The organism is Phenylobacterium sp., from assembly GCF_035475775.1.
In the GTDB taxonomy this organism is placed as follows: domain Bacteria; phylum Pseudomonadota; class Alphaproteobacteria; order Caulobacterales; family Caulobacteraceae; genus Phenylobacterium.
This window is the reverse complement of the sequence record NZ_DATIMC010000060.1, coordinates 60,826-86,782: the sequence shown is the minus strand read 5'-3', so window position 1 is coordinate 86,782 and position 25,957 is coordinate 60,826. Positions and strand designations below refer to the sequence as shown.

At 71.0% G+C, this 25,957-nt stretch carries 32 protein-coding genes; 17 read left to right on the top strand and 15 right to left on the bottom strand.

What is annotated here, in order from left to right; genetic code table 11:
- Both VLI41_RS07585 and VLI41_RS07580 read right to left on the bottom strand, forming a co-directional pair.
- The coding region (locus tag VLI41_RS07585; protein WP_325267466.1) for a biotin/lipoyl-binding protein at positions 1-383 on the bottom strand (383 nt) is incomplete at its 3' end.
- Positions 380-1,843 carry a TolC family protein gene (locus tag VLI41_RS07580; protein ID WP_325267465.1) on the bottom strand — a complete coding sequence of 488 codons (1,464 nt, stop codon included), beginning with the start codon at positions 1,841-1,843 and terminating at the stop codon, positions 380-382. The genes VLI41_RS07580 and VLI41_RS07585, both read right to left, overlap by 4 nt.
- A 226-nt stretch (positions 1,844-2,069) precedes the next feature.
- On the opposite strand from VLI41_RS07580, the gene VLI41_RS07575 reads away from it, so the two are divergent.
- From VLI41_RS07575 to VLI41_RS07565, 3 genes are all read left to right on the top strand, one after another.
- Entirely contained in the window at positions 2,070-3,737 is a 1,668-nt protein-coding gene (locus VLI41_RS07575; RefSeq protein WP_325267464.1) for a M28 family metallopeptidase, read from the top strand.
- Between the two features lie 17 nt (positions 3,738-3,754).
- Positions 3,755-4,555 (top strand): DUF72 domain-containing protein, encoded by an 801-nt coding sequence (locus VLI41_RS07570; protein ID WP_325267463.1) that lies wholly within the window; start codon positions 3,755-3,757, stop codon positions 4,553-4,555.
- A gap of 61 nt (positions 4,556-4,616) precedes the next feature.
- The gene (locus VLI41_RS07565) at positions 4,617-5,711 is read left to right on the top strand and encodes a phosphotransferase (RefSeq protein ID WP_325267462.1); all 1,095 of its coding nucleotides are present in this window, start codon (positions 4,617-4,619) and stop codon (positions 5,709-5,711) included.
- On the opposite strand, the gene VLI41_RS07560 is transcribed toward VLI41_RS07565, so the two are convergent.
- Positions 5,708-6,301 carry a histidine phosphatase family protein gene (locus tag VLI41_RS07560; RefSeq protein ID WP_325267461.1) on the bottom strand — a complete coding sequence of 198 codons (594 nt, stop codon included), beginning with the start codon at positions 6,299-6,301 and terminating at the stop codon, positions 5,708-5,710. The two genes, VLI41_RS07565 and VLI41_RS07560, sit on opposite strands and share 4 nt — an antisense overlap.
- A 96-nt stretch (positions 6,302-6,397) precedes the next feature.
- On the opposite strand from VLI41_RS07560, the gene VLI41_RS07555 reads away from it, so the two are divergent.
- The 3 genes from VLI41_RS07555 to VLI41_RS07545 all read left to right on the top strand — a co-directional run bounded on the left by VLI41_RS07555 (position 6,398) and on the right by VLI41_RS07545 (position 9,015).
- The gene (locus VLI41_RS07555) at positions 6,398-7,303 is read left to right on the top strand and encodes an SDR family oxidoreductase (RefSeq protein WP_325267460.1); all 906 of its coding nucleotides are present in this window, start codon (positions 6,398-6,400) and stop codon (positions 7,301-7,303) included.
- Positions 7,304-7,379: 76 nt separating this feature from the next.
- Positions 7,380-8,015, top strand: coding sequence for a TetR/AcrR family transcriptional regulator (locus VLI41_RS07550; RefSeq protein ID WP_325267459.1), 636 nt, complete (start codon positions 7,380-7,382; stop codon positions 8,013-8,015).
- Between the two features lie 19 nt (positions 8,016-8,034).
- On the top strand, positions 8,035-9,015 hold the full coding sequence (locus VLI41_RS07545; protein ID WP_325267458.1) for an NADPH:quinone oxidoreductase family protein: 981 nt from the start codon (positions 8,035-8,037) through the stop codon (positions 9,013-9,015).
- Between the two features lie 36 nt (positions 9,016-9,051).
- Here the strand turns inward: VLI41_RS07545 and VLI41_RS07540 are convergent, their stop codons facing one another.
- From VLI41_RS07540 to VLI41_RS07525, 4 genes are read right to left on the bottom strand one after another with little or no spacing between them, the layout of a single operon-like run.
- On the bottom strand, positions 9,052-9,243 hold the full coding sequence (locus VLI41_RS07540) for a hypothetical protein (protein ID WP_325267457.1): 192 nt from the start codon (positions 9,241-9,243) through the stop codon (positions 9,052-9,054).
- 13 nt (positions 9,244-9,256) lie between these two features.
- Positions 9,257-9,397 carry a hypothetical protein gene (locus VLI41_RS07535; protein WP_325267456.1) on the bottom strand — a complete coding sequence of 47 codons (141 nt, stop codon included), beginning with the start codon at positions 9,395-9,397 and terminating at the stop codon, positions 9,257-9,259.
- A gap of 17 nt (positions 9,398-9,414) precedes the next feature.
- Positions 9,415-9,684 (bottom strand): hypothetical protein, encoded by a 270-nt coding sequence (locus tag VLI41_RS07530; RefSeq protein WP_325267455.1) that lies wholly within the window; start codon positions 9,682-9,684, stop codon positions 9,415-9,417.
- A gap of 16 nt (positions 9,685-9,700) precedes the next feature.
- Positions 9,701-10,051 (bottom strand): hypothetical protein, encoded by a 351-nt coding sequence (locus VLI41_RS07525; RefSeq protein ID WP_325267454.1) that lies wholly within the window; start codon positions 10,049-10,051, stop codon positions 9,701-9,703.
- 164 nt (positions 10,052-10,215) lie between these two features.
- Here VLI41_RS07525 and rpmH point away from each other — a divergent pair, with 164 nt between their 5' ends.
- The 9 genes from rpmH to dapD all read left to right on the top strand — a co-directional run bounded on the left by rpmH (position 10,216) and on the right by dapD (position 17,493).
- The gene (gene rpmH, locus VLI41_RS07520; RefSeq protein ID WP_325267453.1) at positions 10,216-10,350 is read left to right on the top strand and encodes a 50S ribosomal protein L34; all 135 of its coding nucleotides are present in this window, start codon (positions 10,216-10,218) and stop codon (positions 10,348-10,350) included.
- Between the two features lie 118 nt (positions 10,351-10,468).
- Positions 10,469-11,029, top strand: coding sequence for a LemA family protein (locus VLI41_RS07515; protein ID WP_325267452.1), 561 nt, complete (start codon positions 10,469-10,471; stop codon positions 11,027-11,029).
- Positions 11,030-11,044: 15 nt separating this feature from the next.
- Positions 11,045-12,124, top strand: coding sequence for a M48 family metallopeptidase (locus tag VLI41_RS07510; RefSeq protein ID WP_325267451.1), 1,080 nt, complete (start codon positions 11,045-11,047; stop codon positions 12,122-12,124).
- A 28-nt stretch (positions 12,125-12,152) separates the two neighbouring features.
- Complete coding sequence (gene rnpA, locus VLI41_RS07505) at positions 12,153-12,548, top strand: ribonuclease P protein component (protein WP_325267450.1); 396 nt, start codon at positions 12,153-12,155, stop codon at positions 12,546-12,548.
- Positions 12,549-12,562: 14 nt separating this feature from the next.
- Complete coding sequence (gene yidC, locus VLI41_RS07500; protein ID WP_325267449.1) at positions 12,563-14,362, top strand: membrane protein insertase YidC; 1,800 nt, start codon at positions 12,563-12,565, stop codon at positions 14,360-14,362.
- Positions 14,359-15,009, top strand: a complete 651-nt coding sequence (gene yihA, locus VLI41_RS07495; protein WP_325267448.1) for a ribosome biogenesis GTP-binding protein YihA/YsxC — start codon at positions 14,359-14,361, stop codon at positions 15,007-15,009. Before yidC ends, yihA begins: the two co-directional genes overlap by 4 nt.
- 82 nt (positions 15,010-15,091) lie before the next feature.
- Positions 15,092-16,006, top strand: a complete 915-nt coding sequence (gene argB, locus VLI41_RS07490; protein WP_325267447.1) for an acetylglutamate kinase — start codon at positions 15,092-15,094, stop codon at positions 16,004-16,006.
- Complete coding sequence (locus VLI41_RS07485) at positions 16,003-16,665, top strand: pyrimidine 5'-nucleotidase (RefSeq protein WP_325267446.1); 663 nt, start codon at positions 16,003-16,005, stop codon at positions 16,663-16,665. Before argB ends, VLI41_RS07485 begins: the two co-directional genes overlap by 4 nt.
- On the top strand, positions 16,666-17,493 hold the full coding sequence (gene dapD / locus VLI41_RS07480; protein ID WP_325267445.1) for a 2,3,4,5-tetrahydropyridine-2,6-dicarboxylate N-succinyltransferase: 828 nt from the start codon (positions 16,666-16,668) through the stop codon (positions 17,491-17,493).
- Here dapD and VLI41_RS07475 read toward each other — a convergent pair.
- On the bottom strand, positions 17,483-17,950 hold the full coding sequence (locus VLI41_RS07475) for a cupin domain-containing protein (protein WP_325267444.1): 468 nt from the start codon (positions 17,948-17,950) through the stop codon (positions 17,483-17,485). The two genes, dapD and VLI41_RS07475, sit on opposite strands and share 11 nt — an antisense overlap.
- A gap of 38 nt (positions 17,951-17,988) precedes the next feature.
- Between VLI41_RS07475 and dapE the strand changes: the two genes are divergently transcribed.
- The gene (dapE, locus tag VLI41_RS07470; protein ID WP_325267443.1) at positions 17,989-19,158 is read left to right on the top strand and encodes a succinyl-diaminopimelate desuccinylase; all 1,170 of its coding nucleotides are present in this window, start codon (positions 17,989-17,991) and stop codon (positions 19,156-19,158) included.
- A gap of 45 nt (positions 19,159-19,203) precedes the next feature.
- Here the strand turns inward: dapE and truA are convergent, their stop codons facing one another.
- Together truA and fmt are read right to left on the bottom strand one after the other, a co-directional pair.
- On the bottom strand, positions 19,204-19,941 hold the full coding sequence (gene truA / locus VLI41_RS07465; RefSeq protein WP_325267442.1) for a tRNA pseudouridine(38-40) synthase TruA: 738 nt from the start codon (positions 19,939-19,941) through the stop codon (positions 19,204-19,206).
- Positions 19,941-20,867 (bottom strand): methionyl-tRNA formyltransferase, encoded by a 927-nt coding sequence (gene fmt, locus VLI41_RS07460; protein ID WP_325267441.1) that lies wholly within the window; start codon positions 20,865-20,867, stop codon positions 19,941-19,943. The genes truA and fmt overlap by 1 nt, the downstream gene beginning before the upstream one ends.
- Before the next feature lie 98 nt (positions 20,868-20,965).
- Between fmt and VLI41_RS07455 the strand changes: the two genes are divergently transcribed.
- Positions 20,966-21,328: a hypothetical protein gene (locus VLI41_RS07455; RefSeq protein ID WP_325267440.1), complete on the top strand. Its 363-nt coding sequence runs from the start codon at positions 20,966-20,968 to the stop codon at positions 21,326-21,328.
- A 40-nt stretch (positions 21,329-21,368) separates the two neighbouring features.
- Here the strand turns inward: VLI41_RS07455 and def are convergent, their stop codons facing one another.
- Genes def through VLI41_RS07430 form a run of 5 tightly spaced genes read right to left on the bottom strand, consistent with a single transcriptional unit; the run spans position 21,369 to position 25,942 of the window.
- Positions 21,369-21,878 carry a peptide deformylase gene (def, locus tag VLI41_RS07450; protein WP_325267439.1) on the bottom strand — a complete coding sequence of 170 codons (510 nt, stop codon included), beginning with the start codon at positions 21,876-21,878 and terminating at the stop codon, positions 21,369-21,371.
- 56 nt (positions 21,879-21,934) lie between these two features.
- On the bottom strand, positions 21,935-23,152 hold the full coding sequence (locus VLI41_RS07445; RefSeq protein ID WP_325267438.1) for a DNA recombination protein RmuC: 1,218 nt from the start codon (positions 23,150-23,152) through the stop codon (positions 21,935-21,937).
- Between the two features lie 57 nt (positions 23,153-23,209).
- Positions 23,210-23,812, bottom strand: a complete 603-nt coding sequence (gene recR / locus VLI41_RS07440; protein WP_325267437.1) for a recombination mediator RecR — start codon at positions 23,810-23,812, stop codon at positions 23,210-23,212.
- Positions 23,813-24,136 carry a YbaB/EbfC family nucleoid-associated protein gene (locus VLI41_RS07435; protein WP_325267436.1) on the bottom strand — a complete coding sequence of 108 codons (324 nt, stop codon included), beginning with the start codon at positions 24,134-24,136 and terminating at the stop codon, positions 23,813-23,815.
- Between the two features lie 3 nt (positions 24,137-24,139).
- Positions 24,140-25,942 carry a DNA polymerase III subunit gamma/tau gene (locus VLI41_RS07430; protein WP_325267435.1) on the bottom strand — a complete coding sequence of 601 codons (1,803 nt, stop codon included), beginning with the start codon at positions 25,940-25,942 and terminating at the stop codon, positions 24,140-24,142.
- Positions 25,943-25,957 lie beyond the last annotated feature (15 nt).

Below are 25,957 nucleotides of genomic sequence, written 5' to 3'. Positions count from 1 at the left end.
TCCTTCACCCGCGCGGCCTGTTCGGCCGCCTGGGCGGCCTGGGCCTGGGCCTGGGCGACATTGGCCTCGGCCTGGGCCAGCTGGGCCTGGATCAGGGCGGGGTCCAGCTCCACCAGGGTCTGGCCCTTCTTCACATAGTCGCCCACGTCGACCAGCACCTTGGCCACGCGATAGCCCGCGACCTCCGGCAGGACGGCGGCTTCCTCGCGCGGCATCAGGTCGCCCGAGGCGGCGAGCGCGCCGGTGATGGCCCGCGGCTCGACGCGCGCGACGCTCACGCTCCGCGCCTGGTCGGCGGCGGTGGTCCTGGGCGGCGGCGGCTTGCGGCAGCCGGCGAGCGCAAGCGCGCCCATCACGGCGAGGAGGACGATGCGGCGGCTCATGGACGGGTCACCTTGCTGGTCCTGTCTTGCCCTGAGTCGCCCGTGACCCGGGTCCCGGCCGGCCAGCCGCCGCCGATCGCCTTGAAGGCGGCGACCGCCTGGCGCAGGCCGGCGACCTCGGCGCCGGTGAGCTGCGTGCGCACGCCGCGCCAGGCCTGCTCGGCGGAGAGCGCCGTCTGCAGATCGGTGAGCCCCCGCTCATAGCCCAGACGCGACGCCTCGTAGGCGCGGCGGGCGCGGACCTCGCCATCGCTCAGCAGGGCCGCCCGGCGGCGGTCGGCGTCGAGGCGCACGAGCGCGGCTTCGGCCTCGCCGAAGGCGGTCTGCACGGCCTTCTCGTAGGCGATGACGGCCTGCTCGGTGCGGGCGTCCTGCGCCTTCAGGTCGGCCATCAGCTTGGGGATGGAGAACACCGGCTGGGTCCCGCGGAACCCCACCGTCCAGCTCTCGGTGGTGGCGCTGAAGCCGGGCTGGACGATCTTCTGCCACCCGACGCCTGGGGTGAAGTTGAGGGTCGGAAAAAACGCGAGGTCGGCGAGCGTCAGCTGGCCGGCGGCCGCGGCCATCCGCTCGTGCGCCTCGCGGACGTCGGGGCGGCGGGCCAGGAGCTGGCTCGGCAGGCTGGCCGGCACGAGCGGCAGGACGCCGACGGTCGGCGGCAGGTCGAGGCTCGCCGTGGGCTCGATCGGCCGCCCGGCGAGGATCAGCAACTGGCGGCGCTCGGCCTGCAGCTGGGCCGCGAGATCCTCCGCCTGCGCCCTGGCCTGGGCGAGGTCGCCCGCCACGCGGTCGGCGTCGCTCGTGGGCGACAGGCCCGCCCGGCCGCGCCGCACCGCCAGGTCGTAAAGCTCCTGCTCGATGCGCACCGTCTCGCGGGCGTCGGCGAGCTGGATGGCGAGTCCCTTGGCCTGGAAATAGGCGTCGGCGACCTGGGCGGCCAGCGCCCAGCGGGCGGCCTCGTAGTCGAAGCGGGCGGCGGCGACGTCGGCGCGGGCCACGCGGCTCGCTGCGAAGATCCGCCCGAACAGGTCGACCTCCCAGGAGACGTTGAGGTTGGCGGCGTCCTGCTCGCTGGTCCCGCCGGTCGAGAATCCCGGGAAGCTGAAAACCGTGCCCGCGATCTGCTTGGTGTGGGTCTTCTCGGCCGAGCCCGCGGCGTCGCCCTGCGGCAGGAACACGGTCAGCCCGCTCAGCGCCGTGGCGCGGGCCTCGCGCAGGCGCGCGGCGGCGCTGCGGGCGTCCGGGTTGGCGGTCAGCGCGTGCTCGATCAGGCCATCGAGTTGGGCATCTCCGAAGCGCGTCCACCAGCGATCGATCGGCTGCGCCGAGGCCGCCACGGCCGGCGTCGTCGGCGGCAGCGATTCGTACGCCGCGGGCAGGGCGACCTCGGGTTTGCGGGCGTGCGCGCACGCGGCGAGCGCCAGGGCGGCGGCGAGGACTGCGAACCGGACCGGATGCATTGGACGGCTTAAGCGAAGCTCCCCCTCACCCGCTGGTCGCCGCCGGGGGCGATGACGGATGCGCCAACTCCATACCGCGGCGACCTGGACGCGCCGCCCGCCCTAGACCACGGCGGCCCCGCGCCTGGATTGCGCGGTGGATATAAACCAAACCGGGCGACGGCCTAGCCGTTTTGGCGCCGCGCCGCTATTGGTCGCGCAACTTCGCACCTCACCGGGAGCCGCAATGCAAGGGCTTATCCTCCTGGCGGCCGCCGCCGTGCTGGTTTCTGGCCCGGCCCACGCCGCTTCGGGGCGGATCGACCCCGCCCTGATGAAACAGGACATCAAGGTCCTGTCCTCGGACGCGTTCCAGGGCCGCGCGCCGGCGACGATCGGCGAGACCAAGTCGGTCGGCTACATCGAGACGCAGTTCAAGGCGGCCGGGCTGCAGCCGGGGGGCGACAAGACCAAGACCGGGCGCAGCTGGACCCAGAACGTGCCGCTGGCCGACTTCGAGATCCAAGGCCCGGTCAGGGTGAGCGTCACCGCGGGCGGCAGGACGCTCACCTGGAAGCAGGGCGAGGAGGTGGCGCTGAGGGCCGCCCAGACCGGCCAGACGCACGTCTCGATCAAGGACGCCCCGGTGGTGTTCGTGGGCTATGGCGTGACCGCGCCGGAACGGAACTGGGACGATTACAAGGGCGTCGACCTGCACGGCAAGATCGCCCTCGTCCTGGTCAACGACCCCGACTTCGAAACCGCGCCCAAGTGCGAAAACGGGTGCGCCTTCGGCGGCAAGGCGATGACCTACTACGGCCGCTGGACCTACAAGTACGAGGAGGCGGCCCGGCGCGGCGCCCTGGGCATGATCGTGATCCACGAGATCGCGCCCGCCTCCTACGGCTGGAACACGGTCAAGAATTCCAACACCAACCCGGTCTTCGACATTATCCGCAAGGATCCGGCGAAGGCGCACGTGCCGCTGGAAGGCTGGATCCAGCACGACCCGACGGTCGAGCTCTTCAAGGCGGCCGGCCTCGATTACGATCAGCTGAAGAAGGTGGCTGAGACCCGCGATTTCCGACCGGTGATCCTGAAGGGCGTCACCTGGTCCACCGATTTCGCGGTGAAGGCGCGCAAGATCGTCACCCACAACGTGGTGGGAATTCTCCCCGGAAGGCGCCACCCGAACGAGCGGGTGATCTACACCGCCCACTGGGACCACCTGGGCGTGGGCCTGCCGGACGCCAGGGGCGACCGGATCTACAACGGCGCGGTGGACAACGCCTCGGGCGTCGCCGGCCTGATCGAGCTCGCCCGGCTGTTCGGCCAGGCGCCGCGCACCGACCGCTCGGTGATGTTCATGTCGGTCACCTCCGAGGAGAAGGGCCTGCTGGGCTCGGAATACTATGCGGCCAACCCGCTCTATCCACTGGCGACGACGGTCGCCGACATCAACATGGACGTCATGAACGTCAACGGGCCCACGCGCGACGTGACCAGCTCGGGCAACGCCCCGCTGACCCTGCGGGACGACCTGGTGGCCGTCGCCAAGCAGCACGGGCTCTACTACAGCCCCGATCCGAGCCCGGAGGCCGGCCACTTCTACCGCTCGGACCACTTCTCGTTCGCCAAGCGCGGCGTGCCCGCCATCTCGGTCAGCGGCGGCATCGACCTGGTGAACGGCGGCATCGCCGCGGGCCGCGCCGCGGCGCAGGCCTACACCCGCGAGCGCTACCATCAGCCGGCCGACGAGTACGATCCCAATTGGGATCTCTCAGGCATGGTCCAGGAAGTTCAGGTGCTCTACGACCTGGGCCGCAGGCTGGCGGACTCCCGCGAGTGGCCGCAGTGGAAGCCGGGTGCGGAGTTCAAGGCGGCGCGGGACAAGACCGCGGCGCAACGCAAGTAGCCGGAGGACGCGGCGCCATGGCGCAGGCGGGACGCATCCGGGCCGGAATGGGCGGCTGGACCTTCGAGCCCTGGCGCGGGAGCTTCTACCCCAAGGGGTTGAGGCAGGCCGAGGAGCTCGACTACGCCGCCCGCCACGTCTCCGCGATCGAGATCAACGGCACCTACTATTCGACCTTCAAGCCCGACAGCTGGGCGAAGTGGCGGGCGGCCACGCCCGACGGCTTCAAGTTCGCGGTCAAGGCGAGCCGCTTCTGCACCAACCGGCGCGAGCTCGCCGGCATGGGCGAGTCCCTGGAGCGGTTCCTGCACCAGGGCATCTCCGAGCTCGGCGACCGCCTGGGGCCGATCCTCTGGCAATTCATGGCGACCAAGAAGTTCGACCCCGCGGACTTCGAGGGATTCCTGAAGCTCCTGCCCGACAGGCTGGACGGCCTGCCGCTCGTCCATGTGGTCGAGCCGCGGCACGCGAGCTTCCGCACGCCCGAGTTCGTGGCGCTCTGCCGCAGGCGCGGGGTCGCGATCTGCCTGGCCGATCACGAGACCTATCCGATGATCGCCGACGTCACCGGCCCGGTGGTCTATGCGCGCCTGCAGACCGGCTCCGACCAGATCGAGACCGCCTACGCGCCGAAGGACCTCGACCTGTGGGCGCAGCGCTTCCGGACCTACGCCGAGGGCGGCCGGCCGGCCGACCTCGCGGCCATCTCGCCGGAGGAGGCGCCGAAGGTCCCGCGCGACGTCTATGTCTTCGTGATCCACGAGGGCAAGGTGCGCGCGCCCGCCGGCGCCATGGCGCTCCTGCAGCGCACCGGCTAAGCCCTTGCCTTAGCTGGCGTTCAGGCGTCCCGTAGGGCTTCGGCCAGACCGGAGGCGCGTCGTGTCGCAATCCGCATTCCCGATCTGCTGCGAGGCCCTGACGCCGGACTGGCTGACCGCCGCGCTGGGCGGCGCCGAGGCGCTGGGCGCGCGGATCACCGGCTTCTCCGCCGATCGGGTGGGCGAAGGCGTGGGCTTCATGGGCGTGGTGAGCCGGCTGTCGCTGGCCTACGACCGCGAGGCGCCGGCCGCGCCGCGCACGGTGATCGCGAAATTCCCGAGTCCGGATCCCGGCGCGCGGGGCGTCGCCGCGACCTTCCGGCACTACGAGAAGGAGGCTCGCTTCTACGAGCAAATGGCGGCGGAGTGCCCGATCCATGCGCCGCGCGCCTATTACCAGGCGTTCGACCCGCAGAGCGGCGACTTCGCGCTGTTGCTCGAGGACCTCGCGCCGCGCCGCAACGGCGACCAGCTGAAGGGCCTCTCGCGCGCCGAGGCGTCGCTTGCCGTCCAGACCCTCGGCAGGCTGCAAGCGCGCTGGTGGCAGGCGCCGGAACTGGACGCCATCGCCTGGCTGCCCGCCTTCTCCGATCCCTCAATGCTCGTCCTGGAGGGCGTCTTCCAGCAGTGCTGGGCGCCCTACGCCGCGTTCCTGGGCGATCGGCTGCCGGAGCCGATGCGCGCCGTCGGCGATCGGCTGGGAAGCCGCATCCAGAAGATCATGCACCGGCTGTCTGAGCCACCCTGCACGCTGATCCACGGCGACTTCCGGGCCGACAACTTCTTCTTCGGCGCCGACGGCGGCTCGCTCGCCGTCGTCGACTGGCAGATCGTGCTCAAGGGCCGCGGGGCGTTCGATCTCGCCTATCTGCTGACCGGCAATCTGAGCGTCGAGGACCGCCGCGCCGGAGAGGCCGAGCTCGTGCGGCTCTACGCCGAGACCCTGCGGACCGGCGGGGTCGCGGGTTATGGCCCCGACGAGGCGTGGCGGGATTATCGGCTCTGCGCCGTCTTCGGCTGGATCTGGCCGGTGGTGGCGATCGGAAGCCTCGATCCGTCGAACGAGCGGGGTCTCGCCTTCTTCTTCGAATGGAGCCGACGGGTCTGCACGGCCATCGAGGATCTCGGCGCCGCCGAGCTGCTGGCGGAATTCTAGGCCTCGGCGAGCACGGCCCAGCGGTCCGAGAGATGGGCGCGCTCGTTGAGCGCCACCACGTTGCGCTCGCCCGAACGGGCGCAGAGGTAGCGGTGCACCGAGGTGTAGCCGGGCTCGAAGAACAGCCGGGGCGCCATGCCGAGCACATGCGCCGTCCAGACGTTGATCACCCCGCCGTGGCAGAACACAGCGACGCGGCGGCCCTGGTTGGCCGCGATGATCTCCTCGAGAGACGCCACGACCAGCTTCTGGAAGCCCGCGATGTCCGGCGCGCCGCCGCCGGCCACGAAGACCTTCCAGGCCTCGTAGTCCTCCTGCTTCAGCACCTCGAGCGGCACGTAGGTCCCGGTGTCACGATCGAATTCGACGACGCCCGGATGCAGGCTCAGCTCGTGGCCGTGCGCGCCGACGAACGGCTCGGCGGTCTGCACCGCGCGGACCATCGGGCTGGAGTAGACCGCCTCGATGCGCTCGTGGGCCAGCCAGCGGGCGACGCGGCGCGCCTGCTCGTGACCCTCCGGCGACAGCGGCGGATCGGCGGTCTCGGCGCTGCGCACCGGCAGGCCATGGCGGATGAGGATGAGCTCCATGCCTCCTTAAGCGCCTCGGCCGCCGCGCCGCGTCAAGAGCCTTGACCTCCCTCGCGTGAAGGCGCCGCAGTTCGGCCAAGGCGAGGAGGAGCCCCGATGGCCGAGCTTTCGATGAGCGACCTGATGTTCCGCGAGGGGCTGATGAAGGGCGAGCGGATCCTGATCACCGGCGGCGGCACCGGTCTGGGCAAGGTGATGGCCGAGGCCTGCCTCATGCTGGGGGCCCAGGTCTACATCTGCGGCCGCCGCGGCGGGGTGGTGGAGGAGACGGCCAAGGCGCTGACCGACGCGCACGGCGGCAAGTGCGTCGGGCTCGCCTGCGACATCCGCGTGCCGGAGGCCATCCACGACATGCTCGACCAGGTCTGGGCCGACGGCGGGGCGCTGAGCGGCCTGGTCAACAACGCTGCGGGCAACTTCATCAGCCGCACCGAGGACCTGTCGCCCCGCGGCTTCGACGCCATCGCCAATATCGTGTTCCGCGGCTCGTTCTTCGTGACCCTGGACTGCGGCAAGCGCTGGCTCGCCGAGAGCAGGCACGCCTCGGTGGTCTCGATCCTGACCACCTGGGTCTGGCACGGCGGCCCCTTCACCGTGCCCTCGGCGATGTCCAAGGCCGGGCTGAACGTGATGACCCAGTCGCTCGCCGTGGAGTGGGGCAACCGCGGCATCCGCCTGAACGCCATCGCGCCGGGGCCCTTCCCGACCGAGGGCGCCTGGGCGCGCCTGTCCCCCGGCCGCGCCGCCGAGCGCGAGACGGCCGATCCGACCATCCCGCTGGGCCGCACCGGCGAGATGCGCGAGCTCGCCAACCTCGCGGTCTATCTGCTGCACCCGGGCTCGGCCTATGTGAACGGCCAGACCATCGCCATCGACGGCGGCGGACATCTGGCGGGCCGCGGCCGCGCCGACCTCGCCAGCTGGGGCGACGCCGAGTGGGAGGCCGCCCGCAACGCCATCCGCGGCGCCAACGAGAAGGACCGCGCGCAAAGGACGGTTTAGCGCTCCTCTCCCGCGCCGCTTGCGGGGAGCGGCGTGCGGCCTCTACAATGACGCGCGTCACTTTTGAGTCAGCCGGATGAGCATGTCCCAGGTCGCCTATCTCCCCGCGGTCGGCAAGCGCGAGCAGACCAAGGTCCAGAACCGTCAGGCGATCCTCGATGCGGCGCGCGAGGTGTTCGGCGAGCTCGGCTACGAGACCGCCACCGTCAGGGACATCATCCGCCGCACCGGGCTCGCGGCCGGCACCTTCTACAACTACTACCGTTCCAAGGAGGAGGTGTTCGCCGCGCTGGCCGACGAGGGCGCGCGCCGCTTCGGCCCGCAGCTGAAGGCCATCCGGGCGCAGGCCGCGGGCGACTTCGAGATCTTCGTGCGCCGGGCGATCGAGGCCTATTTCGAGTTCCTGGCCGACGAGCACCGCAACTGGACCGCCAGGCGTCCGCCGGACGAGCCGCACGTCCATGTGCAGGGCGAGACGCCGGAGATGACCGCGGTCTTCAGCGAGGTGCGCGAGGCGATGGAGCAGGCGATCGCCGGCCGCAAGGGCCCGGTCTCGGATCCGGACTACATGGCCGCGGCCTGCATCGCCGTCGCGCGCGAGGTCGGCGACAAGATGCTGGAGCGGCGTCCGATCGACACCCACGCCGCCGCCGAGTTCGCCACCGCCATGATCCTCAACGGCCTGAAGGGCCTGCCCAAGGCGCAGGCCTGATGGCCGGCCGGATCGCCTGATGCGCGCGGTCGTCGTCGAAGCCCTGGCGCCCGACTATGCCGGCGTGCGGCTGCGCGATCTTCCGACGCCCGACCCGGGCCCCGGCGAGGTGCGGGTCAAGGTGCGCGCCGCGGCGGTCAACTTCCCGGACCTGATGCAGACTCGCGGCGAGCATCAGCACAAGCCGCCGCTGCCCTTCGTGCCCGGCATGGAGATGGCCGGCGAGATCGACGCGCTTGGCGAGGGCGTCAGCGGCTGGAAGCTGGGCGATGCGGTGGCCGGCGGCGGCCGCGGCGGCTTTTCGGAATATGTCGTCGCGCCGGCGGCCGGCCTGCGGCGCAAGCCCGAGGGCCTGAGCTTTTCGCAGGCCGCCGGCTACTCCGTCGCCTACCTCACCGCCTACGTCGGACTGGTCCGCTGCGGCCGGACCGAACCCGGCGAGTGGGTGCTGGTGCACGGCGCGGCGGGCGGCGTGGGCCTGGCTGCAGTGGACCTTGCGCGGCTTCTGGGGGCGAAGGTGATCGCCGCCTCGGCGTCCGACGCGAAGCTGGCCATCGTCGAGCGCGAGTATCGGCCGGACGCCATCGTCAACGTGACCGGCGGCTTCCGCGAGCAGGTCAAGGCGCTCACCGGCGGCAAGGGCGCCGATGTCATCTACGATCCGGTCGGCGGCGACGTGTTCGACGAGAGCCTGCGCTGCATCGCCTTCGGCGGCCGCATCCTTTCGATCGGCTTCACTTCGGGGCGGCTGCCGGTGCTGCCGGTCAACATCGCGCTGATCAAGGGGTTCTCGGTGATCGGCGTGCGGGCCGGCGAATTCGGCCGCCAGTTCCCCGACAAGGGCCGCGAGAACCAGGAGGCCATCTGGCGCCTGGCCGAGGAGGGCAAGGTGCATCCGCGCGTCGACAAGGAATATCCGCTCGCCGAGTGGCGCGAGGCGCTGGATTCGCTCGCCGAGCGCAAGGTCGTCGGCAAGACCGTCATCCGCCCGGACCTCTGAGCCCGGCTGCCGAACCGGCGGTCGCGGCGTCCGGCCTCAGCGCGCGCGGAGCTGCTGCACGCAGGCTCTGAGAAGGACGGCGCGGGCCGGCGTGACGGACGCCTCGCGAAGCTCCTGCAAGGCGCCGTTCAGGGGCTCGCCGCGGTGCCGCACGCCCAGCTTCCAGACCTCCGCGCGTATCTCCGCGGCGCTGGGCGCGAGGCTGGAGAACCAGTCCAGGAGACCCATGGCGCGGCGGACCTCAGGCCGGCCGCCAGCGCGTGCTGCGCATATCGTTGAGGATGGTCTTGCGCATCCCCTGCGCCGCAGGCCCGTGGGAGGAACGGGGGTCGGTGAGCTCGCGGCGCACCGGCTGCTGCTCGCGTGGATTGTAGGTGGACATCGGCGGGACCTTTCGGGTCAATCGGCGGCGGGAGGCGGTTCGGCGAAGTCGGCGCGCTCTGCGGCCTGCCGACGCCGCGAGGCGATCGCCAGGCCCAGCCCGAGCGCCAGCGTGGGACCGATCACGGCGACCAGCCCCAGCACCTGCATCAGGCTGTCGTGGTCCACGGCCGGATCGCCGCTCAGCCGGCCGATCAGAGCGGCGGCGAAGATCGCGGCGATGACCAATCCGGCCCACAGGGGCACGTTGCGGGGCGAAAAGAAGGGCGTCCGGTCGAGCGGGCTCACGCGGGTCTCCAGACGGTCAGGAGGCGATCGCGGGATCGCGGTGGTCGATGACCTGCTCGCTCGGCGGGGCCAGCACGCGGGCCTCCCCGCCGGAGGCCTCCACGGCGCGCGCGCCGTAGCAGGCGCCCCGGACCGCCTGCTCGCGATTGAGGTAGTCCCCATAGAAGCGGTTGTTCTTGGTCACTTCCCAGACCGCCCCGCGCAGGACGACGCGGAAGCTGGTGTCGCGGCTCGGCCCGCGCGGGATGATGGTCATGCGCAGCGGGCCCAGACCGGCGGCAAGCCGCGCAAGCTGGCCGCGCCGGCGAAGCTCGCCGCGGTGCGGGCCGGTTCGGCCGCGAAGGAAGATGTCATCGGATGCGCTCAAGGGGCGCCGCGCCGGGTTTGATCGACCGCTCCGCTGGCGGCACACGCCCGACGGCGCACGGCAAGAGCTATAGGCGCAACGGCCGCCCATGGCGAGCGGCGGTTGACTCCGATCCGCCCATAACCTATCCACCGCCGCCTGATTTTCCACCCCGGAGCCGTCCCGTGAAGCGGACCTTTCAGCCGTCCCGCCTCGTGCGCAAGCGCCGTCACGGCTTCCGTCTGCGGATGTCCACCAAGAACGGCCAGAAGGTGCTCGCCCGTCGCCGCGCCAAGGGCCGCACGCGCCTGAGCGCCTAGCCGCCGCGTCCTCGGCGCCGCCGGTTCGAGGGGGCGAGTTACAAATCCCTCATCCGGCCGATGCTGGCCCAATCCCCGCCGCGCCCTTACCTATGGGGCGCATCTCGGGGATTTAGGAATGACAATTCTCATCGTGATCGTCGTCATCGTGGTCGTTCTCGGCCTGATGGCGATCGGGACCTACAACCGCCTGGTCGCGCTTCGGCAGAACACCAACGAGGCGTTCGCCGACATCGACGTCCAGCTGAAGCAGCGGCTCGATCTCGTGCCCAATCTGGTCGAGACCGTGAAGGGCTACGCCGGCCACGAGCGCGGCACGCTGGACGAGGTGACCCAGGCGCGCGCCGCGGCCGCCAGCGCCGGCACGGTCGACAGCAAGATCGCCGCCGAGAACGCGCTCAGCGCCTCGCTCGGCCGGCTGATGGCGGTGGCCGAGGCCTATCCGGACCTCAAGGCCAACGCCAACTTCATGAACCTGCAGAGCCAGCTCTCCGACATCGAGAACAAGCTCGCGGCCGCGCGCCGCTACTTCAACAACGCCGTTCGCGAGTTCAACGCCTCGATCCAGGCCTTCCCGGCGGTGCTGTTCGCCGCCGCCATGGGCTTCCAGCCGCGAGAGTTCTTCGACCTCGGCGCCGACCGCGCGGCGGCCGCGAGCGCGCCGCAGGTGAAGTTCTAGCCGAAGGGCCCCGCCATGCAGGCGCTCGGTCTGCAGACCTACATCTGGAACAACAACGTCCGCTCGATCCTGCTTCTGGCGGGCTTCCCGATCCTGCTGATGGGCATGATCGCGGCCCTGGAAGCCGCGGCGGCCGCCGCGGGCATGGTGCAGGTCCCGCCGGGCGCCAGCCTCGCGGGCCTGATCCTCGGCTCCGCGCCACTGGCCATCGTCGTCGCGGTCGTCTGGTTCGCCATCGCCTACCTGTGCAATCAGGCGATCATCGACGGCGTGACCGGCGCGCGGGCGGTGGAGCGCGGCGACGCGCCCGAGCTCTACAACCTCCTCGAGAACCTCTGCATCTCGCGCGGGCTGCGGACGCCCACGCTGCGGATCATCGAGACCGACGGCATGAACGCCTTCGCGAGCGGTCTGCACGAGGGCCGCTTTTCGGTGACCGTGACCCGCGGGCTGCTCGACAACCTGGACCGCGACGAGCTCGAGGCGGTGCTGGCCCACGAGTTGTCACACATCATCAACCGCGATGTCCGCACCATGGTGGTGGCCGCGGTCTTCGTCGGCATCATCACGCTCATCTGCCAGCTCGCCTTCCGGGCGCTCTACTGGGGTTCGTGGGGCGGCCTGCGGGTCCGCAGCCGCGACCGCAGCGGCAATCTGGGCCTGTTCCTGATGCTCGCCGTCGTGATCGCCGCCGTGGGCTACCTGCTGGCCATCGTCGTGCAGATGGCGCTCTCGCGTCGCCGCGAGTACGTGGCCGACGCGGGCTCGGTGCAGCTGACCAAGAATCCGGACGCCATGATTTCCGCGCTGATGAAGGTCGCCGGCCACGAGCACCTGGAGGCGCCGCAATCCGTCCGGGCGATGTTCTTCGAGGACAGGGATGAAGGCGTGTTCGGGCTGTTCGTCACCCATCCGCCGATCGCCAAGCGCATCGCGGCCCTGCAGCAGTATGCCGGCGGCCGCTCGGCCGAGCCGGCCTTGCCGGCGAGCGCGCCGGCGGCGGCCCCGATACGTCCGGGCCCCTGGTCCGATCCCGCCGAAGCTTCCCCTGAACCGCCGGGCGCGCCGGATCACAAGCCCGGCCCCTGGGGTTAGCCGCCGAAGCCCGCTATAGGCTCGCCCGATGTCTGCGGCCGCCTTCCGCATCGAACGGCTGAAGAAACGCGCCGATTTCCTGGCCTGCGCCAAGGCGCCGTCGGCCGCGCGCGGCGCCGTGGTGATCCAGGCGCGGCCGCGTGACGCGGCCCCGCTGGTGCGGGTCGGATTCACCGCCACTCGGCGGATCGGCGGGGCCGTCGTGCGCAACCGCGCCAAGCGGCGGATGCGCGAGGCCGCCCGCCTGCTCGTCCCTGAGCATGCACGGCCGGGATTCGACTATGTGCTCATCGCCCGCGGCGGCGTGACCACCCGTCCCTGGGCCCGTTTGCTTGACGATGTGAAAACCGCGCTGATAAGGCTCGCCGCCGACCGCGACAGCCGGGTCCCCGATCCGTCCGCCTCCTCTCCTCAAGCCGACTGAGCGCGCCTTCCGAGATGCAAGACGAGACCCGCAACACGATCATCTTTCTCGTCTGCGCCTTCGCGCTGTTCGTCCTCTACGAAACCTTCGTCCTGCAGCCGGCGGAGAAGCGGCAGGCCGAGGTCGCCGCGCATCAGCGCGCCGCCGCAGCGGCGCAGGCGACCACTGTCGGCGCCAATCCGCCGGCCGGGTCCCTGAAGGTCCCGAACCCAGCCACCCGCCAGGCGGTGCTGGCGGCCAGCCCGCGCGTGGCGATCGAGACGCCGGATCTGAAGGGTTCGATCTCGCTGCGCGGCGCGCGCATCGACGACCTGTTCCTCACCACCTATCGGCAGAGCGTCGACAAGAACGCCCCGCCGGTCGAGCTCCTGCGCCCGGAGGGCACCCCGCAGGCCTGGTTCGCCGAGTTCGGCTGGACCGGCTCCAGCGTGCCGGGGCTTCCGGCCTACGACACGGTTTGGACCCTGAGCGACGGATCCCGCCTCGCCCCCGGTTCGCCGATCGTCCTGACCTACGTCAACGGCCAGGGGCTGACCTTCACCCGCCGGATCGAAGTGGACGACAAGTTCATGTTCACGGTCTCGGAAACCGTGAGCAACGCCTCGGGCGCGCCGGTGACGCTCGCGCCCTACGGCTCCGTGCAGCGCCAGGGCTTGCCGCCGCCCACCACCAACTCCTCGATCGTCCATGAGGGCGCGGTCGGCGCGACCGGGGTCGAGAAGCCGACGCTCACGCTCATCAAGTACAAGGATTGGGCGAAGAAGGGGGGCGGACCGCAGCTGCCGTCCAAGGGCGGCTGGCTCGGCATCACGGACAAGTACTGGCTGGCGGCGATCGTGCCCAACCAGTCCGAGCGGGTCACCGGCCAGTTCACCGCCAACAAGGCGGGCGACCTCGACGTCTTCGCCGCCAACGTCGTGGGCCAGCCGCGCACCGTCCAGCCCGGCCAGACCACGACCGAGACGACCCGCTTCTTCGCCGGCGCCAAGAGCGTGCCGGTGCTGCAGGCCTACGAACAGCGGCTCGGGGTGCCCCGCTTCGACGACGCGGTCGACTGGGGGCACCTGTGGTTCCTCACCAAGCCGATCTTCATGCTGTTGATCTACCTCTATCAGCACGTCGGCAGCGTGGGCGTGGCGATCCTGCTGCTCACGGTCATCGTGCGCCTGGTCTTCTTCCCGCTCGCGAACAAGTCCTACGAGTCGATGAGCAAGATGAAGAAGGTGCAGCCGCTCGTGGAGGAGATGCGCAAGCGCTACAAGGACGATCCGGCCAAGCAGCAGCAGGAGATGATGGCCCTCTACAGCCGCGAGAAGGTGAACCCGCTGGCCGGCTGTCTTCCGATCCTTCTTCAGATCCCTGTGTTCTATTCGCTCTACAAGGTGCTCACCGTCACCATCGAAATGCGCCAGGCGCCCTTCATGGGCTGGATTCACGACCTCTCGGCGCGCGATCCGACGACGGTGTGGAACCTGTTCGGCCTGATCCCGTGGAATCCGGCGCACGCCCCGCTGATCGGCGGGCTGCTCGATTCCAACCTGCACATCGGGGTCATGCCGCTGATCTACGGCCTGACTATGTGGCTCTCCACGTCGATGAGCCCGCCGGCCGGCGATCCGGCCCAGCAGCGCATCTTCCAGCTGATGCCGATCATCTTCACTTTCATCATGGCGCCGTTCGCGGTGGGCCTCTTGATCTACTGGACCTGGTCGAACGTGCTCACCACGCTGCAGCAGTACGTGATCATGCGCCGCTTCAAGGTGGACAATCCGATCGACCGGCTGATCGGCCGGATCAGCGGCAAGGCCAAGTGACGGACGGGACCGCCTTCGATCCCGAGGCGCTGGAGGCGGCGCGCAAGCTGTTCGCCCGTGAGGCCCGCTTCCTGATGGGCGCGACGAGGACCGAGGACCTCCCCGCGTCGGATTTGCCGGAGGTGGCCTTCGCCGGCCGCTCCAACGTCGGCAAGAGCTCCCTGATCAACGCGCTCACCGGCCGCGGCCACCTGGCGCGCGCCTCGAACGCGCCGGGCCGCACGCGGGAGGTCAATTTCTTTGTCCTGGACGAGCGGCTTCGGCTCGTGGACCTGCCGGGCTACGGTTTCGCGCGGGCGAGCCGCAGCGAGACGCGGAAGTTCCAGAACCTGGGCCGCGCCTATCTTCGGGGCCGCCCGAACCTCAAGCGCGCGTACCTCTTGATCGACGCGCGGCACGGTCTGAAGGCGGTGGATGCGGAGGCGCTGGACGCGCTCGACGAAGCCGCCGTCTCCTACCAGGTCGTGCTCACCAAGGCCGACAAGCTGAAGGACTCCGAGATCGCCGCCGTCAGCGCCGGGAGCCTGGCCCAGGTCTCGCGGCGCGCCGCCGCCTTTCCGCGCGTGGTCGCCACCTCGGCCGAGACCGGGACCGGTCTGCCCGAGTTGCGCGCCGAGATCGCCGCGGCCTGCCTGCCTCCGCCGTAGCCGCCGCGCCGCCAAACGTGACACCGCCCCCCGCGTCCGCTATCGGAGCGCTCCGGATTTTCGAACGCGGCGGGACGGGACGTTGAGCGACGAGAGCCAAGGCCAGGGCTGGGCGACGGCCAAGACGCTCGCCGAGGCGCTGCCCTACATCCAGACCTACGACCGCTCGACGGTGGTCATCAAATACGGCGGCCACGCCATGGGCGAGGAGCAGGTCGCCAAGCTGTTCGCGGCCGACGCCGTGCTGCTGAAGATGCTGGGGCTGCATCCGGTCGTGGTGCACGGCGGCGGCCCGCAGATCTCCGCCATGCTGGAGAAGGCCGGCGTCAAGTCGACCTTCGTCGACGGGCTGCGGGTCACCGACGAGGCCACCATGGAGGTGGCCGAAATGGTCCTCTCCGGGGCGATCAACAAAGAGATCGCGAGCTGGATCACCCAGGCCGGCGCCGAGGCCGACGTGCGCGGCGTGGGCCTCTCCGGCAAGGACGCCCGGCTGATCACCGTCGAGAAGGTCACCCGCACGAAGAAGGACCCGGATTCCGAAATCGAGCGCATGGTCGACCTGGGCTTCGTGGGCGAGCCCAAGACCGTCGATCCCAAGCTGATCGAGGCCCTGATCTACGCCGACGAGGACTATATCCCCGTGATCGCCCCGATCGGCGTCTCGGCCGCGGGCGACACCTACAACATCAACGCCGACACCGTGGCGGGCGCGCTGGCCGGCGCGCTGAAGGCCAAGCGCATGCTGCTGCTGACCGACGTCGCCGGCGTGCTGGACAAGTCCGGCGAACTGATCCGGCAGCTGAGCGTGACGCAGGCGCGCGCCGCGATCGCCAGGGGCGTGGCCACCGGGGGCATGATCCCCAAGCTGGAGACCGCGATCCACGCGGTGGAGGCGGGCGTCGAGGCGGTGGTCATCCTCGACGGGCGGCGGCCGCACGCCATGCTGGTCGAGCTGTTCACCGAGCACGGGGCGGGCACGCTGGTCTGCCGATGACCGCCGACCTGCGCCACATCGAGACCTGGCTGTTCGACCTGGACAACACCCTCTACCCGGTCGAGAGCGGCTTCATGGGCGAGATCGAGCGGCGCATCACCGACTTCGTCGTCAAGGTCACCGGCCTGCAGCGCGAAGAGGCCTACAAGCTGCAGAAGGTCTATCTCAGGGATCACGGGCTCAGCCTCACCGGCCTGATGCTGCACCATGGCGTCGACCCTGCGGATTACCACGCCCTGTTCCACGACCTGTCGCTGGAGAGCCTGGCGCGCGATCCGGAGCTGGTCGAGGCGATCGGGCGGCTGCCAGGCCGGCGGCTGATCTTCACCAACGCCGACGACGTCCACGCCCGCCGCGTGCTCGAACGGCTGGGCCTGGATGAGCTGTTCGACGAGGTGTTCCACATCGGCTCGTTCGACTACGTCCCCAAGCCCGACCCGGACGTGTTCCGGCGGATGAGCGCCGAGCACGCGGTCGCGCCGCAGGCCACCGCCTTCTTCGAGGACGCCGAGCGCAACCTGGCGCCGGCCGCCGCGCTCGGCATGACCACGGTGCTGGTGGGGCCGCACGCGCCGGCTTCGACCGCGCCGTTCGTCGACTATAAGACCGAGAAGCTCGCGCCCTTCCTGAGGGACGCCCAGGTGAGGGAGGCCGCCTGAATGGACGACCTGAAGCGCATCGTCGAGGCCGCGTGGGAGAACCGCGAGGCGATCGGCCACGACACCGGGGGCGAGGTGCGCGAGGCGGTGATGGAGACCCTTGAGCGGCTGGATTCCGGGCGCCTGCGGGTCGCCGAGCGCGGCGGCGACGGCCAGTGGAACGTCCACCAGTGGGCCAAGCAGGCGATCCTGCTGTTCTTCCGCCTCACCCCCAACCAGATCGTCGAGGCCGATGCGCCGGGCCCCTGGTGGGACAAGGTGCCGCTGAAGTTCGCCGGCTGGGACGCCGCGCGGTTCGAGCAGGCGGGCTTCCGCGCGCTGCCCGGGGCGATCGTGCGCAAGGGCGCCTATGTGGCCAAGGGCGTGGTGCTGCTGCCCTCGATCGTCAACATCGGCGCCTATGTGGACGAAGGGACCATGGTCGACGGCTGGGCCACGGTGGGCTCCTGCGCCCAGGTGGGCAAGCACTGCCACATCTCCGGCGGGGCCGGCATCGGCGGGGTGCTGGAGCCCTTGCAGGCCAATCCGACGATCATCGAGGACAATTGCTTCATCGGCGCCCGCTCGGAAGTGGCCGAGGGCGTCGTCGTGCGCGAAGGCAGCGTGCTCTCGATGGGCGTCTACATCACCTCGACCACGCCGATCGTCGAGCGCCGCACCGGCCGCACCTTCCTGGGCGAGGTGCCGCCCTACTCGGTGGTGGTCTCCGGCTCGCGGCCCAACGCCCACGACCCGGCCCTGCCCTCGACCTACTGCGCGGTGATCATGAAGACCGTCGACGAGCGCACGCGGTCGAAGACCTCGATCAACGAGCTGCTCAGGGATTAGGGCGGTACGGCGTCCCGTCGCGGCGGCGGTAGAAGGCCTCGCCGGGCCTCGCGACCATGTCGAGGTCCGGGTAGTCGCAGCCGTCGCGCTCGGGAAGCCGGCTGCCGATCTCCAGGATCACCGCCTCGCGCCCGGAGCGGTTCTGCAGGTGATGGCCGTCGCGTACGCCCGCCTTCCAGCCCGCGCAGTCGCCGGCCTCGAGCGTCGTCTCGCCCGCCGTCTCGACCAGCACCACCTCGCCCTCCAGCACCCAGACGAACTCGTCTTCGTGGCTGTGCCAGTGCCGCTGCGAGGTCCAGGCGCCGGGCGCAAGCCGGGTCAGGTTGACGCCGAACTGGCTGAGGCCCGCCGCGTCGCCGAGCTTGCGCGACCACTGGTCATGGCACGGCCGGTCGAACGGCGGCGGGTAGTTCGAGCCCTCGATCCGCTGGGCCTTGTCGATCTCGATCTTGGGCATTGGCGCTCCCGTAGGCTAGGACAGCACTCACTTGGGAATTGAGCAGCCAGGGTTCGAGCTTGATCGACGCCGTCAACCTCACGCGCGAGCTGATCCGCAGGCCCTCCGTCACGCCGGCGGATGCGGGCGCGATGGACCTCGTGGAGCGGACCCTCGCGGGGCTCGGCTTTTCCTGCCGCCGGATGCGGTTCGGCGAGGTCGAGAACCTCTACGCCCGCCATGGGAGCGCGCGCCCGAACCTCTGCTTCGCCGGCCACACCGACGTGGTGCCGGTGGGCGACAAGGCCGCCTGGTCGAAGGACGCCTTCTCGGCCGAGGTCGTGGACGGGGTGCTGATCGGCCGCGGCGCGGTGGACATGAAGAGCGCCATCGCCGCCTTCGCCGCCGCCGCGGCCCGGGCGATCGCGGCGGGCCAGGTCAGGGGCTCGCTCTCGCTGCTGATCACCGGCGACGAAGAGGGCGTGGCCCTCGACGGCACCAAGAAGGTGGTCGAGGCGCTGATCGCCGAGGGCGAGGCGGTGGACCACTGCGTGGTCGGCGAGCCCACCTCGGCCGAGGCGTTCGGCGACATGATCAAGGTGGGCCGCCGCGGCTCGATCAACGCCGAGATCGAGGTCGCCGGCGTGCAGGGCCACGTCGCCTATCCGCACCGGGCGGCCAACCCGACCCCGGTGCTCATCCGCATCCTGTCGGCGCTGCAGGCGCGCAGGCTCGACGACGGCTATCCGGAGTTCCAGCCGTCCAACCTGGAGGTCACCTGGATCGAGGTCCCGAACACCGCGACCAACGTGATCCCGGCCGTGGCGCGCGCCAGGCTGAACATCCGCTTCAATCCCAGCCACACCGGCGCCGCGCTGGCGGCCTGGATCGAAGCCGAGGCGCAGGCCGCCTGCGAGGGGACGCGGTGCTCGGTCACGGTGACGCCGCAGATCTCGGGCGAGGCCTTCCTGACCGAGCCCGGCCGGTTCACCGAAATCGTCGCCGGGGCGGTGCGCGAGGTGGCCGGCCGGGCGCCGGAGCTCTCCACCTCGGGCGGCACCTCCGACGCCCGCTTCATCCGCGCGCTCTGCCCGGTGGTGGAGCTGGGCCTGGTCGGGACCACAATGCACCAGGTGGACGAGCGCACCCCCGTCGCCGACATCGAGAGGCTGCAGCAGGTCTACGAGCGGCTGATCCAGCGGTACTTCGAGGGGTTCGCGGCCAAATGAGCAAACGTCATCCGGCCGGGACAAGCCCGGCCATGACGATCACAATCAGTACTCCACCCCCGTCAGATAGAGCCCCCCGGGCGGTGCGACGGGACCGCAGGCCTTGCGGTCCTGGGCTTCGAGGGCGGCCTTCAGGTCCGCCGCGCTCCAGCGGCCCACGCCCACCTCGGCCAGCGAGCCGGTCATCGAGCGGACCTGGCGGTGCAGGAAGGAGCGCGAGGCGAACTCCAGCATGACCTGCTCGCCCTCGCGGCGCACGGCGGCGACGTCGAGGGTCTTGACCGGCGACTTCGCCTGGCAGGCGAGGTCGCGGAAGGTGGTGAAGTCGTGGCGGCCGACCAGCGCCTGGGCGGCGGCGTGCATGGCCTGGGCGTCCAGCGGCTTCTTCACGTGCCAGACGCGGCCCTGGTCGAGCGCGGGCGGGCTCTTGCGGTTCAGGATCCGGTAGAGGTAGCGCCGCTTCGTGGCCGAGAACCGCGCGTGCCAGCCGTCCGGCGCGACCGCGGCCTGCAGGACGACGATCGGCTCGGGGACGAGGTGGGCGTTCAGCGCGTCGCGCACCACCTCGGGCCGCCAGGCCTTCTGAAGGTCGATGTGGATGACCTGGCCGGTGGCGTGGACGCCCGCATCGGTGCGCCCGGCCGCCTGCAGGCGCAGCGCCTGGCCGCAGAAGCCCTCCACCGCGCGCTCGATCGAGGCCTGCACCGAGGCCAGCGCGCCCTGCGCCTGGAAGCCGTGGTAGGGCCGCCCGTCATACTCGATCAGCAGCCGGTAGCGGGGCATCAGCCGAGCCTCGTCCCAGCCGGGACCGGCTGGCCGCGCAGGAAGGCCTCGGCGGCCTGCGCCGCGCGGCCCTCGCGCTGCACGCGCAGCAGTCGCACCGCGCCCGCCCCGCAGGCGACCAGCAGACTGTCGTCCAGCACCTGGCCCGGCGCGCCCTCGGCGTCCTCGTAGGCCGACAGCAGGGCCTTCACCCGCACCGCGCCCTTCTCCGCCGGCAGCTCGAACCAGGCGCCGGGAAAGGGCGACAGGCCGCGGATCTTGCGGTCGACCTCGCGCCCGGGCCTGGCCCAATCGATCCGCGCCTCCCTGGGCCGGATCTTCTTCGCGTAGGTGACGCCCTCCTCGGTCTGCGGCGTCTCCCGCGCCTCGCCGCGGTCGAGCGCGTGCAGGGTGCGCACCAGCAGCTCCGCGCCCGTCTCGGCCATGCGATCGTGCAGCGTGCCGGCCGTGTCGAGCGGCCCGATGCGCAGCGTCTGGGAGGCGAGGATCGGCCCCTCGTCGAGGCCCTCGGTCATCCGCACGACCTCCACGCCGGTCACCGCATCGCCGGCCATGACCGCGCGCTGGATCGGCGCCGCGCCGCGCCACCTGGGCAGCAGCGAGCCGTGCAGGTTGAAGGCGCCGAGCCGGGGGGCCTCCAGCACCTCGCGCGGCAGGATCTGGCCGAACGCCACCACCACCGCCGCGTCGAGCCCGAGCGCGCCGAACGCCGCGATCTCCGCCGGATCGCGCATCGAGGCGGGCGTGCGCACCGGGATGCCGCATCCCTCGGCGAACGCCTGCACCGGCGAGGCCTTGAGCGCGTGGCCGCGGCCGCGCGGCGCCGGCGGCTGCGAGTAGGCGCAGGCCACCTCGAACCCCGCCTCGACGATCCGTCGAAGCGAGGCCACTGCGAACTCGGGGGTGCCGAAGAAGGCCAGGCGCATCCCGCGTCCTCTAGCCGGGACGGGCGGCTTGCGCAAAACGCCGGAACCTGCCGTAAAGCTTGGCGGTTGCACACGCGACCCGATGGAGGCTTGCCGCCATGCGCACCCTGTTCACCGCCGCGATCCTCGGCCTCCTGCTCGCCGTCGGGGGCTGCAGCAAGGCCGACCAGCAGAAGACCCAGGCCGACACCAAGTCCGCCGCCGCCGACGTCAAGACCAGCGGCGAACAGACCGGCCAGGAGGTCAAGGCCGACGCCCAGAAGCTCGGGGCCGACATCAAGACGAGCGCGGCCAAGAGCGGCAAGGACCTCAAGGCCATCGCCAAGGACCCGGAGGTCAAGAAGGCCGCCGGCGACCTCAAGGCCTCGCTCAAGGAGCTCGGCGCCTCGGTGAAGGACGCCTCCAAGAAGCACAAGGACGAGGATACGAACGTCACGAGCTCGGAGAGCGCGAAGCCATAGTCGCCCCTCGTTCCCGCGCCTGGGCGGGGATGAGCGGCGGTCAGGCCGCCTTGGCCTGCTTCTTGACCTTGCGGATGGCCTGTTCGCGCTTGAGGCGCGACAGGTGGTCGATGAACAGCACGCCGTCGAGATGGTCCATCTCGTGCTGGATGCAGACGGCGAACAGGCCCTCGGCGTCCTCCTCGACCACATCACCCTGGTAATTCAGGTAGCGGATCTTCACCCGCGCCGGCCGCTCCACCTCATCGTAGATCTCCGGCACCGAGAGGCAGCCCTCCTCGTAGGGCGCGGTCTCTTCCGACGCCCACAGGATCTCGGGATTGGCGAAGTAGCGCGGCTGCTTGTCCTCGCCGTCGCGGGCGATGTCCATGACGATCACCCGCTTCGGCACCCCCACCTGGATGGCGGCGAGCCCGATGCCCGGGGCGGCGTACATGGTCTCCAGCATGTCGTCCATCAACGCGCGCAGCTCGTCGTCCACGCGCTCGACCGGCGCGGAGACCTCCTTCAGGAGCGGGTTCGGGACGACGAGGATGTCGCGGATCGCCATGGCCTGCGAGGTAGGAGCCTCAATCCCGAGCGTCAAGGTGGGACAATGCGGCGCCCTCAGCCCTCGTCGCGGGAAACCAGCCGCACCTGCGGCGATTCGGATTTGCCGAGTTTCGCCAACGGCCTGACCGCCGTCTCGACCGGCTGCGGGTCCGGGACCCCGCGGCTCTCATGGTCGACCTTCAGATCCTCGAACCGGCGCGCCTGGGTCAGCACCTGGGTCTCCAGCGAGCCCACGAACTGGTTGTACTTGCCGACCGCCTGCTCCAGCGCCCGGCCGACCGCCGAGGCATGCCCGCCCATCACCGCGATGCGCTTGTAGAGCTCGCGGCCGAGATCGGCGATCGCGCGCGCGTTCGCCGCCTGCTCCTCCACGCGCCAGCCGTAGGCCACCGCCTTGCAGAGCGCGAACAGCGTCGAGGGCGTGACGATCACCACCCGCTTGTCCATCGCCTCGGTCATCAGGTCCGGCGCGTGGTCGAGGGCGGCCGCCAGGATGGAATCGCCGGGGATGAACATGGCCACGAAGTCCGGCGAGGCCTCGAACTGGTCCCAGTAGGCCTTGGCCGAGAGGCCCGCGATGTGGCCGCGCACGCTCTGCACGTGGCGGGCGAGCGCCGCCGCGCGGGCGGCTTCGTCGGTGGCCTCCTGCAGCTCCAGGAAGGCGGTGAGCGAGCATTTGGCGTCGATCACGAACACCGCCCCGCCCGGCAGACGCACGGTGACGTCGGGCCGGCGGCGGCCCTCGTCCGTGTCGGTGGAGGCCTGCTCTTCGAAGTCGTAGCGCCGCGCGAGCCCGGCGGCCTCCAGCACGTTGCGCAGGGTCTGCTCGCCCCAGCGGCCCTGGACGCCGGCCCCGCGGCGCAAGACCGCGGAGAGCTTGCGGGCTTCGTCCTGGGTGGCCGTCGAGGCCTGCAGGAGCGCTGCGATCTGCTCCTTGAGGCCACCGGTCTCTTCGGCGCGCGACTTCTCCACGGCGGCGAGCTGCTCCTGGTATTTCGCGAGCGTCTCGGCCACCGGCTTCAGCTGCGCCTCGAGCTTCGCCTGGACGAGCTGCTCGCGGCTCGCCTGCACCTCCTCGTTCCGCTTGAGGATCGCCTCGGCGACGCTCTCGGCCGAACGGGCGGCCTGGGCCTGCACGAGCTCGGCGCTGCTCTTCAGGGCTCGGAGCTCCGCCTCGGCGGCCGCGGCCCTCACCCGCTCGCGCACCGCCCAGGCGAGCGCCCCGAGGGTCGAAGCAAGGGCGAGAAGCGCAAGGATCACAACAGCGTTCATGCGTTGTTCCTACTCCACCCGGTGAGTCGTCGCCACCCTCGCCGGATGACAAGGCGGCTAGGCCGGCCGTCGGGCTCGCATGGCCTGGGCGATGGTGCCGTCGTCGAGCCAGTCGAGCTCGCCGCCCACCGGAACGCCGCGGGCGAGCATGGTCACCGAGACGCCGGCGCCGGCCAGCCGCTCGGCGAGATAGTGGGCGGTGGTCTGGCCATCGACGGTGGCCGGCAGCGCCAGGATCACCTCGCCGACGGCCTCCTGCGAGGCTCGCGCGACCAGCGGGCCGATGCGCAGCGCCTCGGGCCCGACGCCGTCCAGCGCCGAGAGCAGACCGCCCAGCACGTGGTAGCGGCCGCGGAAGGCGCCGGCCCGCTCCATCGCCCACAGCGCCCCCACCTCCTCGACCACGCAGATCAGCGAGGCGTCGCGGCCCGGATCGGCGCAGATGGCGCAAGGGTCCCGCGTGTCGAGCGCGCCGCAGACCTGGCAGGTCTTCACGCGCGCCGCCGCCTCGGCGAGGGCGTCGGCGAGCGGGGCGAGCAGCTGGTCGCGCCGCTTCAGCAGCGCCAGGGCGGCGCGCCTGGCCGAGCGCGGGCCCAGCCCCGGCAGCTTGGCGAGCAGGCCGATCAGCCGCTCGATCTCGGGTCCGGCGGATTGGGCCAACTAGAACAGCTTCGGCATGCCGGGCATGCCGGCGAACGGCCCGGCCGCCTGCTTCATCAGCTCCTGCTGCTCGGCGTCGAGCTTGCGCTTGGCGTCCGCGTGGGCGGCCACCACCAGGTCGGCCACCACCTCGCCCTCGCCGGGCGTCATCAGGCTCTCGTCGATATCGACGCGGGCGAGCTCGCCGGTGCCTTTGAGGACCAGCTTGACCATGCCGCCGCCGGAGGTTCCCTCCACCTCCATTTCGGCGAGCTTCGCCTGCGCCTCGGCCAGCTTCTCCTGCATGGCCTGGGCCTGCTTCATGATCGCGTTCAGGTCCTTCAAGGCTCAGTCCTCTTCACTTTCGTCGCCCTCCTCGGCCGGCGGTCCGGCCGCGGGCTCCGGGGCCGCGATGCTGCGGACGCCGACGATCTCGGCGCCGGGGAAGGCCTGCATCACCTCGCGGACGAAGGGATCGGCCTCCACCTCGGCGCGGACCTCCCGCTCCTGGCGCTTCTGGCGCTCCCAGGCGCTTTCGGCCCCGCCGCCGCCCTGGGCGGCGATCAGCCAGCGTTCGCCGGTCCATTCCTTGAGCCGCGCCACCAGGCGCTGGGCGAGGTTGCCGGGCGCGCCGGGCGCGGGCTCGTATTCGATCGCGCCGGGGCGGAAGCTGATCGGGCGAACGTAGCGCTCGACGTCCAGCTTCAGGGCGATGTCGCGGCGCGCCTCGATCAGCGCCATCAGGTCCTCGAAGGTGGCGAGCGAGCGCGCCGGGTCCTTCGCCGGCTGGGCCTGCATCTGCGGGGCAGGGCTGCGCGCCACCGCCGCCGCCCCGCCGCCGGAGCCCGCCGAGCCGCCGCCGCCGCGGGCCGCGGGGGCGCCCGGCAGGGCCTCGCCGGTTTGCAGCCGCTTCAGCGCCTCCTCGGGTCCGGGGAGGTCGGCGGCATAGGCCAGGCGGATGATCGCCATGTCGGTCGCGGCCGCCGCGTCCGGGGCGCGACGCACCTCGTCGTAGGCCTTCAAGGTGAGCTGCCAGATGCGCGCGAGAATCCCCGCCGAGACCGCCGCGCCGACCGCGGTCAGGCGCGCCGCCTGGTCCTTGGGCAGGACCAGGGCCTGCGGCCCGATCGCCTTGGCGACCGAGGCGCCATGGACGTGGTCCAAGAGGTCGAGCATCACCTGATCGGGGCTCGCGCCGAAGCCGAACAGCGTGCGGAAGGTCTCGATGGCGGGCCCCGCCTCGCCCTTCATGATCTGCTCGAACAGCGTGATGGTCTGCGCCCGGTCGGCCAGGCCCAGCATGTCGCGGATGCTCTCGGCGGTGACCGTCTGGCCGGCTTCGGCCTGGACGATGGCCTGGTCGAGCATCGACTGGGCGTCGCGCACCGAGCCTTCCGCGGCGCGGGCGATCAGCATCAGCCCGTCGGCCTCGACGCGCGCGCCCTCGGCTTCGCAGATCATCTCCAGGTTCTTGACGATCTGGTCCGGCTCGACGCGGCGCAGGTCGAAGCGCTGGGTGCGCGACAGGATGGTGACGGGGACCTTGCGGATCTCGGTGGTGGCGAAGATGAACTTGGCGTGCGGCGGCGGCTCCTCCAGCGTCTTGAGCAGCGCGTTGAACGCGCCGGTGGAGAGCATGTGCACTTCGTCGATGATGTAGACCTTGTAGCGCGCCTCGACGGGGGCGTAGCGGACGCCCTCCAGCAACTCGCGCATGTCGGCCACCCCGGTGCGCGAGGCGGCGTCGAGCTCGAGGACGTCCATGTGCCGCCCCTCGATGATGGCCCGGCAGTGGCGGCCTTCCTCGCGCAGGTCGAGGGTGGGCTCGTGAACGGCCTCGGTGTCGTAGTTGAAGGCGCGGGCGAGCAGCCGGGCCGTGGTCGTCTTGCCGACGCCGCGGACGCCGGTGAGCATGAAGGCGTGCGCGATCCGGCCGCTGGCGAAGGCGTTGCGCAGCGTGCGGACCATCGCCTCCTGGCCATAGAGGTCCTCGAAGCTGCGCGGCCGGTATTTGCGCGCGATGACGGTGTAGGCCGCAGACTGTTCGGCTGGTCCCGCCGACTCCGGCGAAGGCGCGCCCCCGAACATGTCGCGCGCATTGGGATCACGCTCTGGCGTTTCGTCGTCGAGCGTGAGGTCTTCGTCCGCCATGGGGCCTTTAGGGAT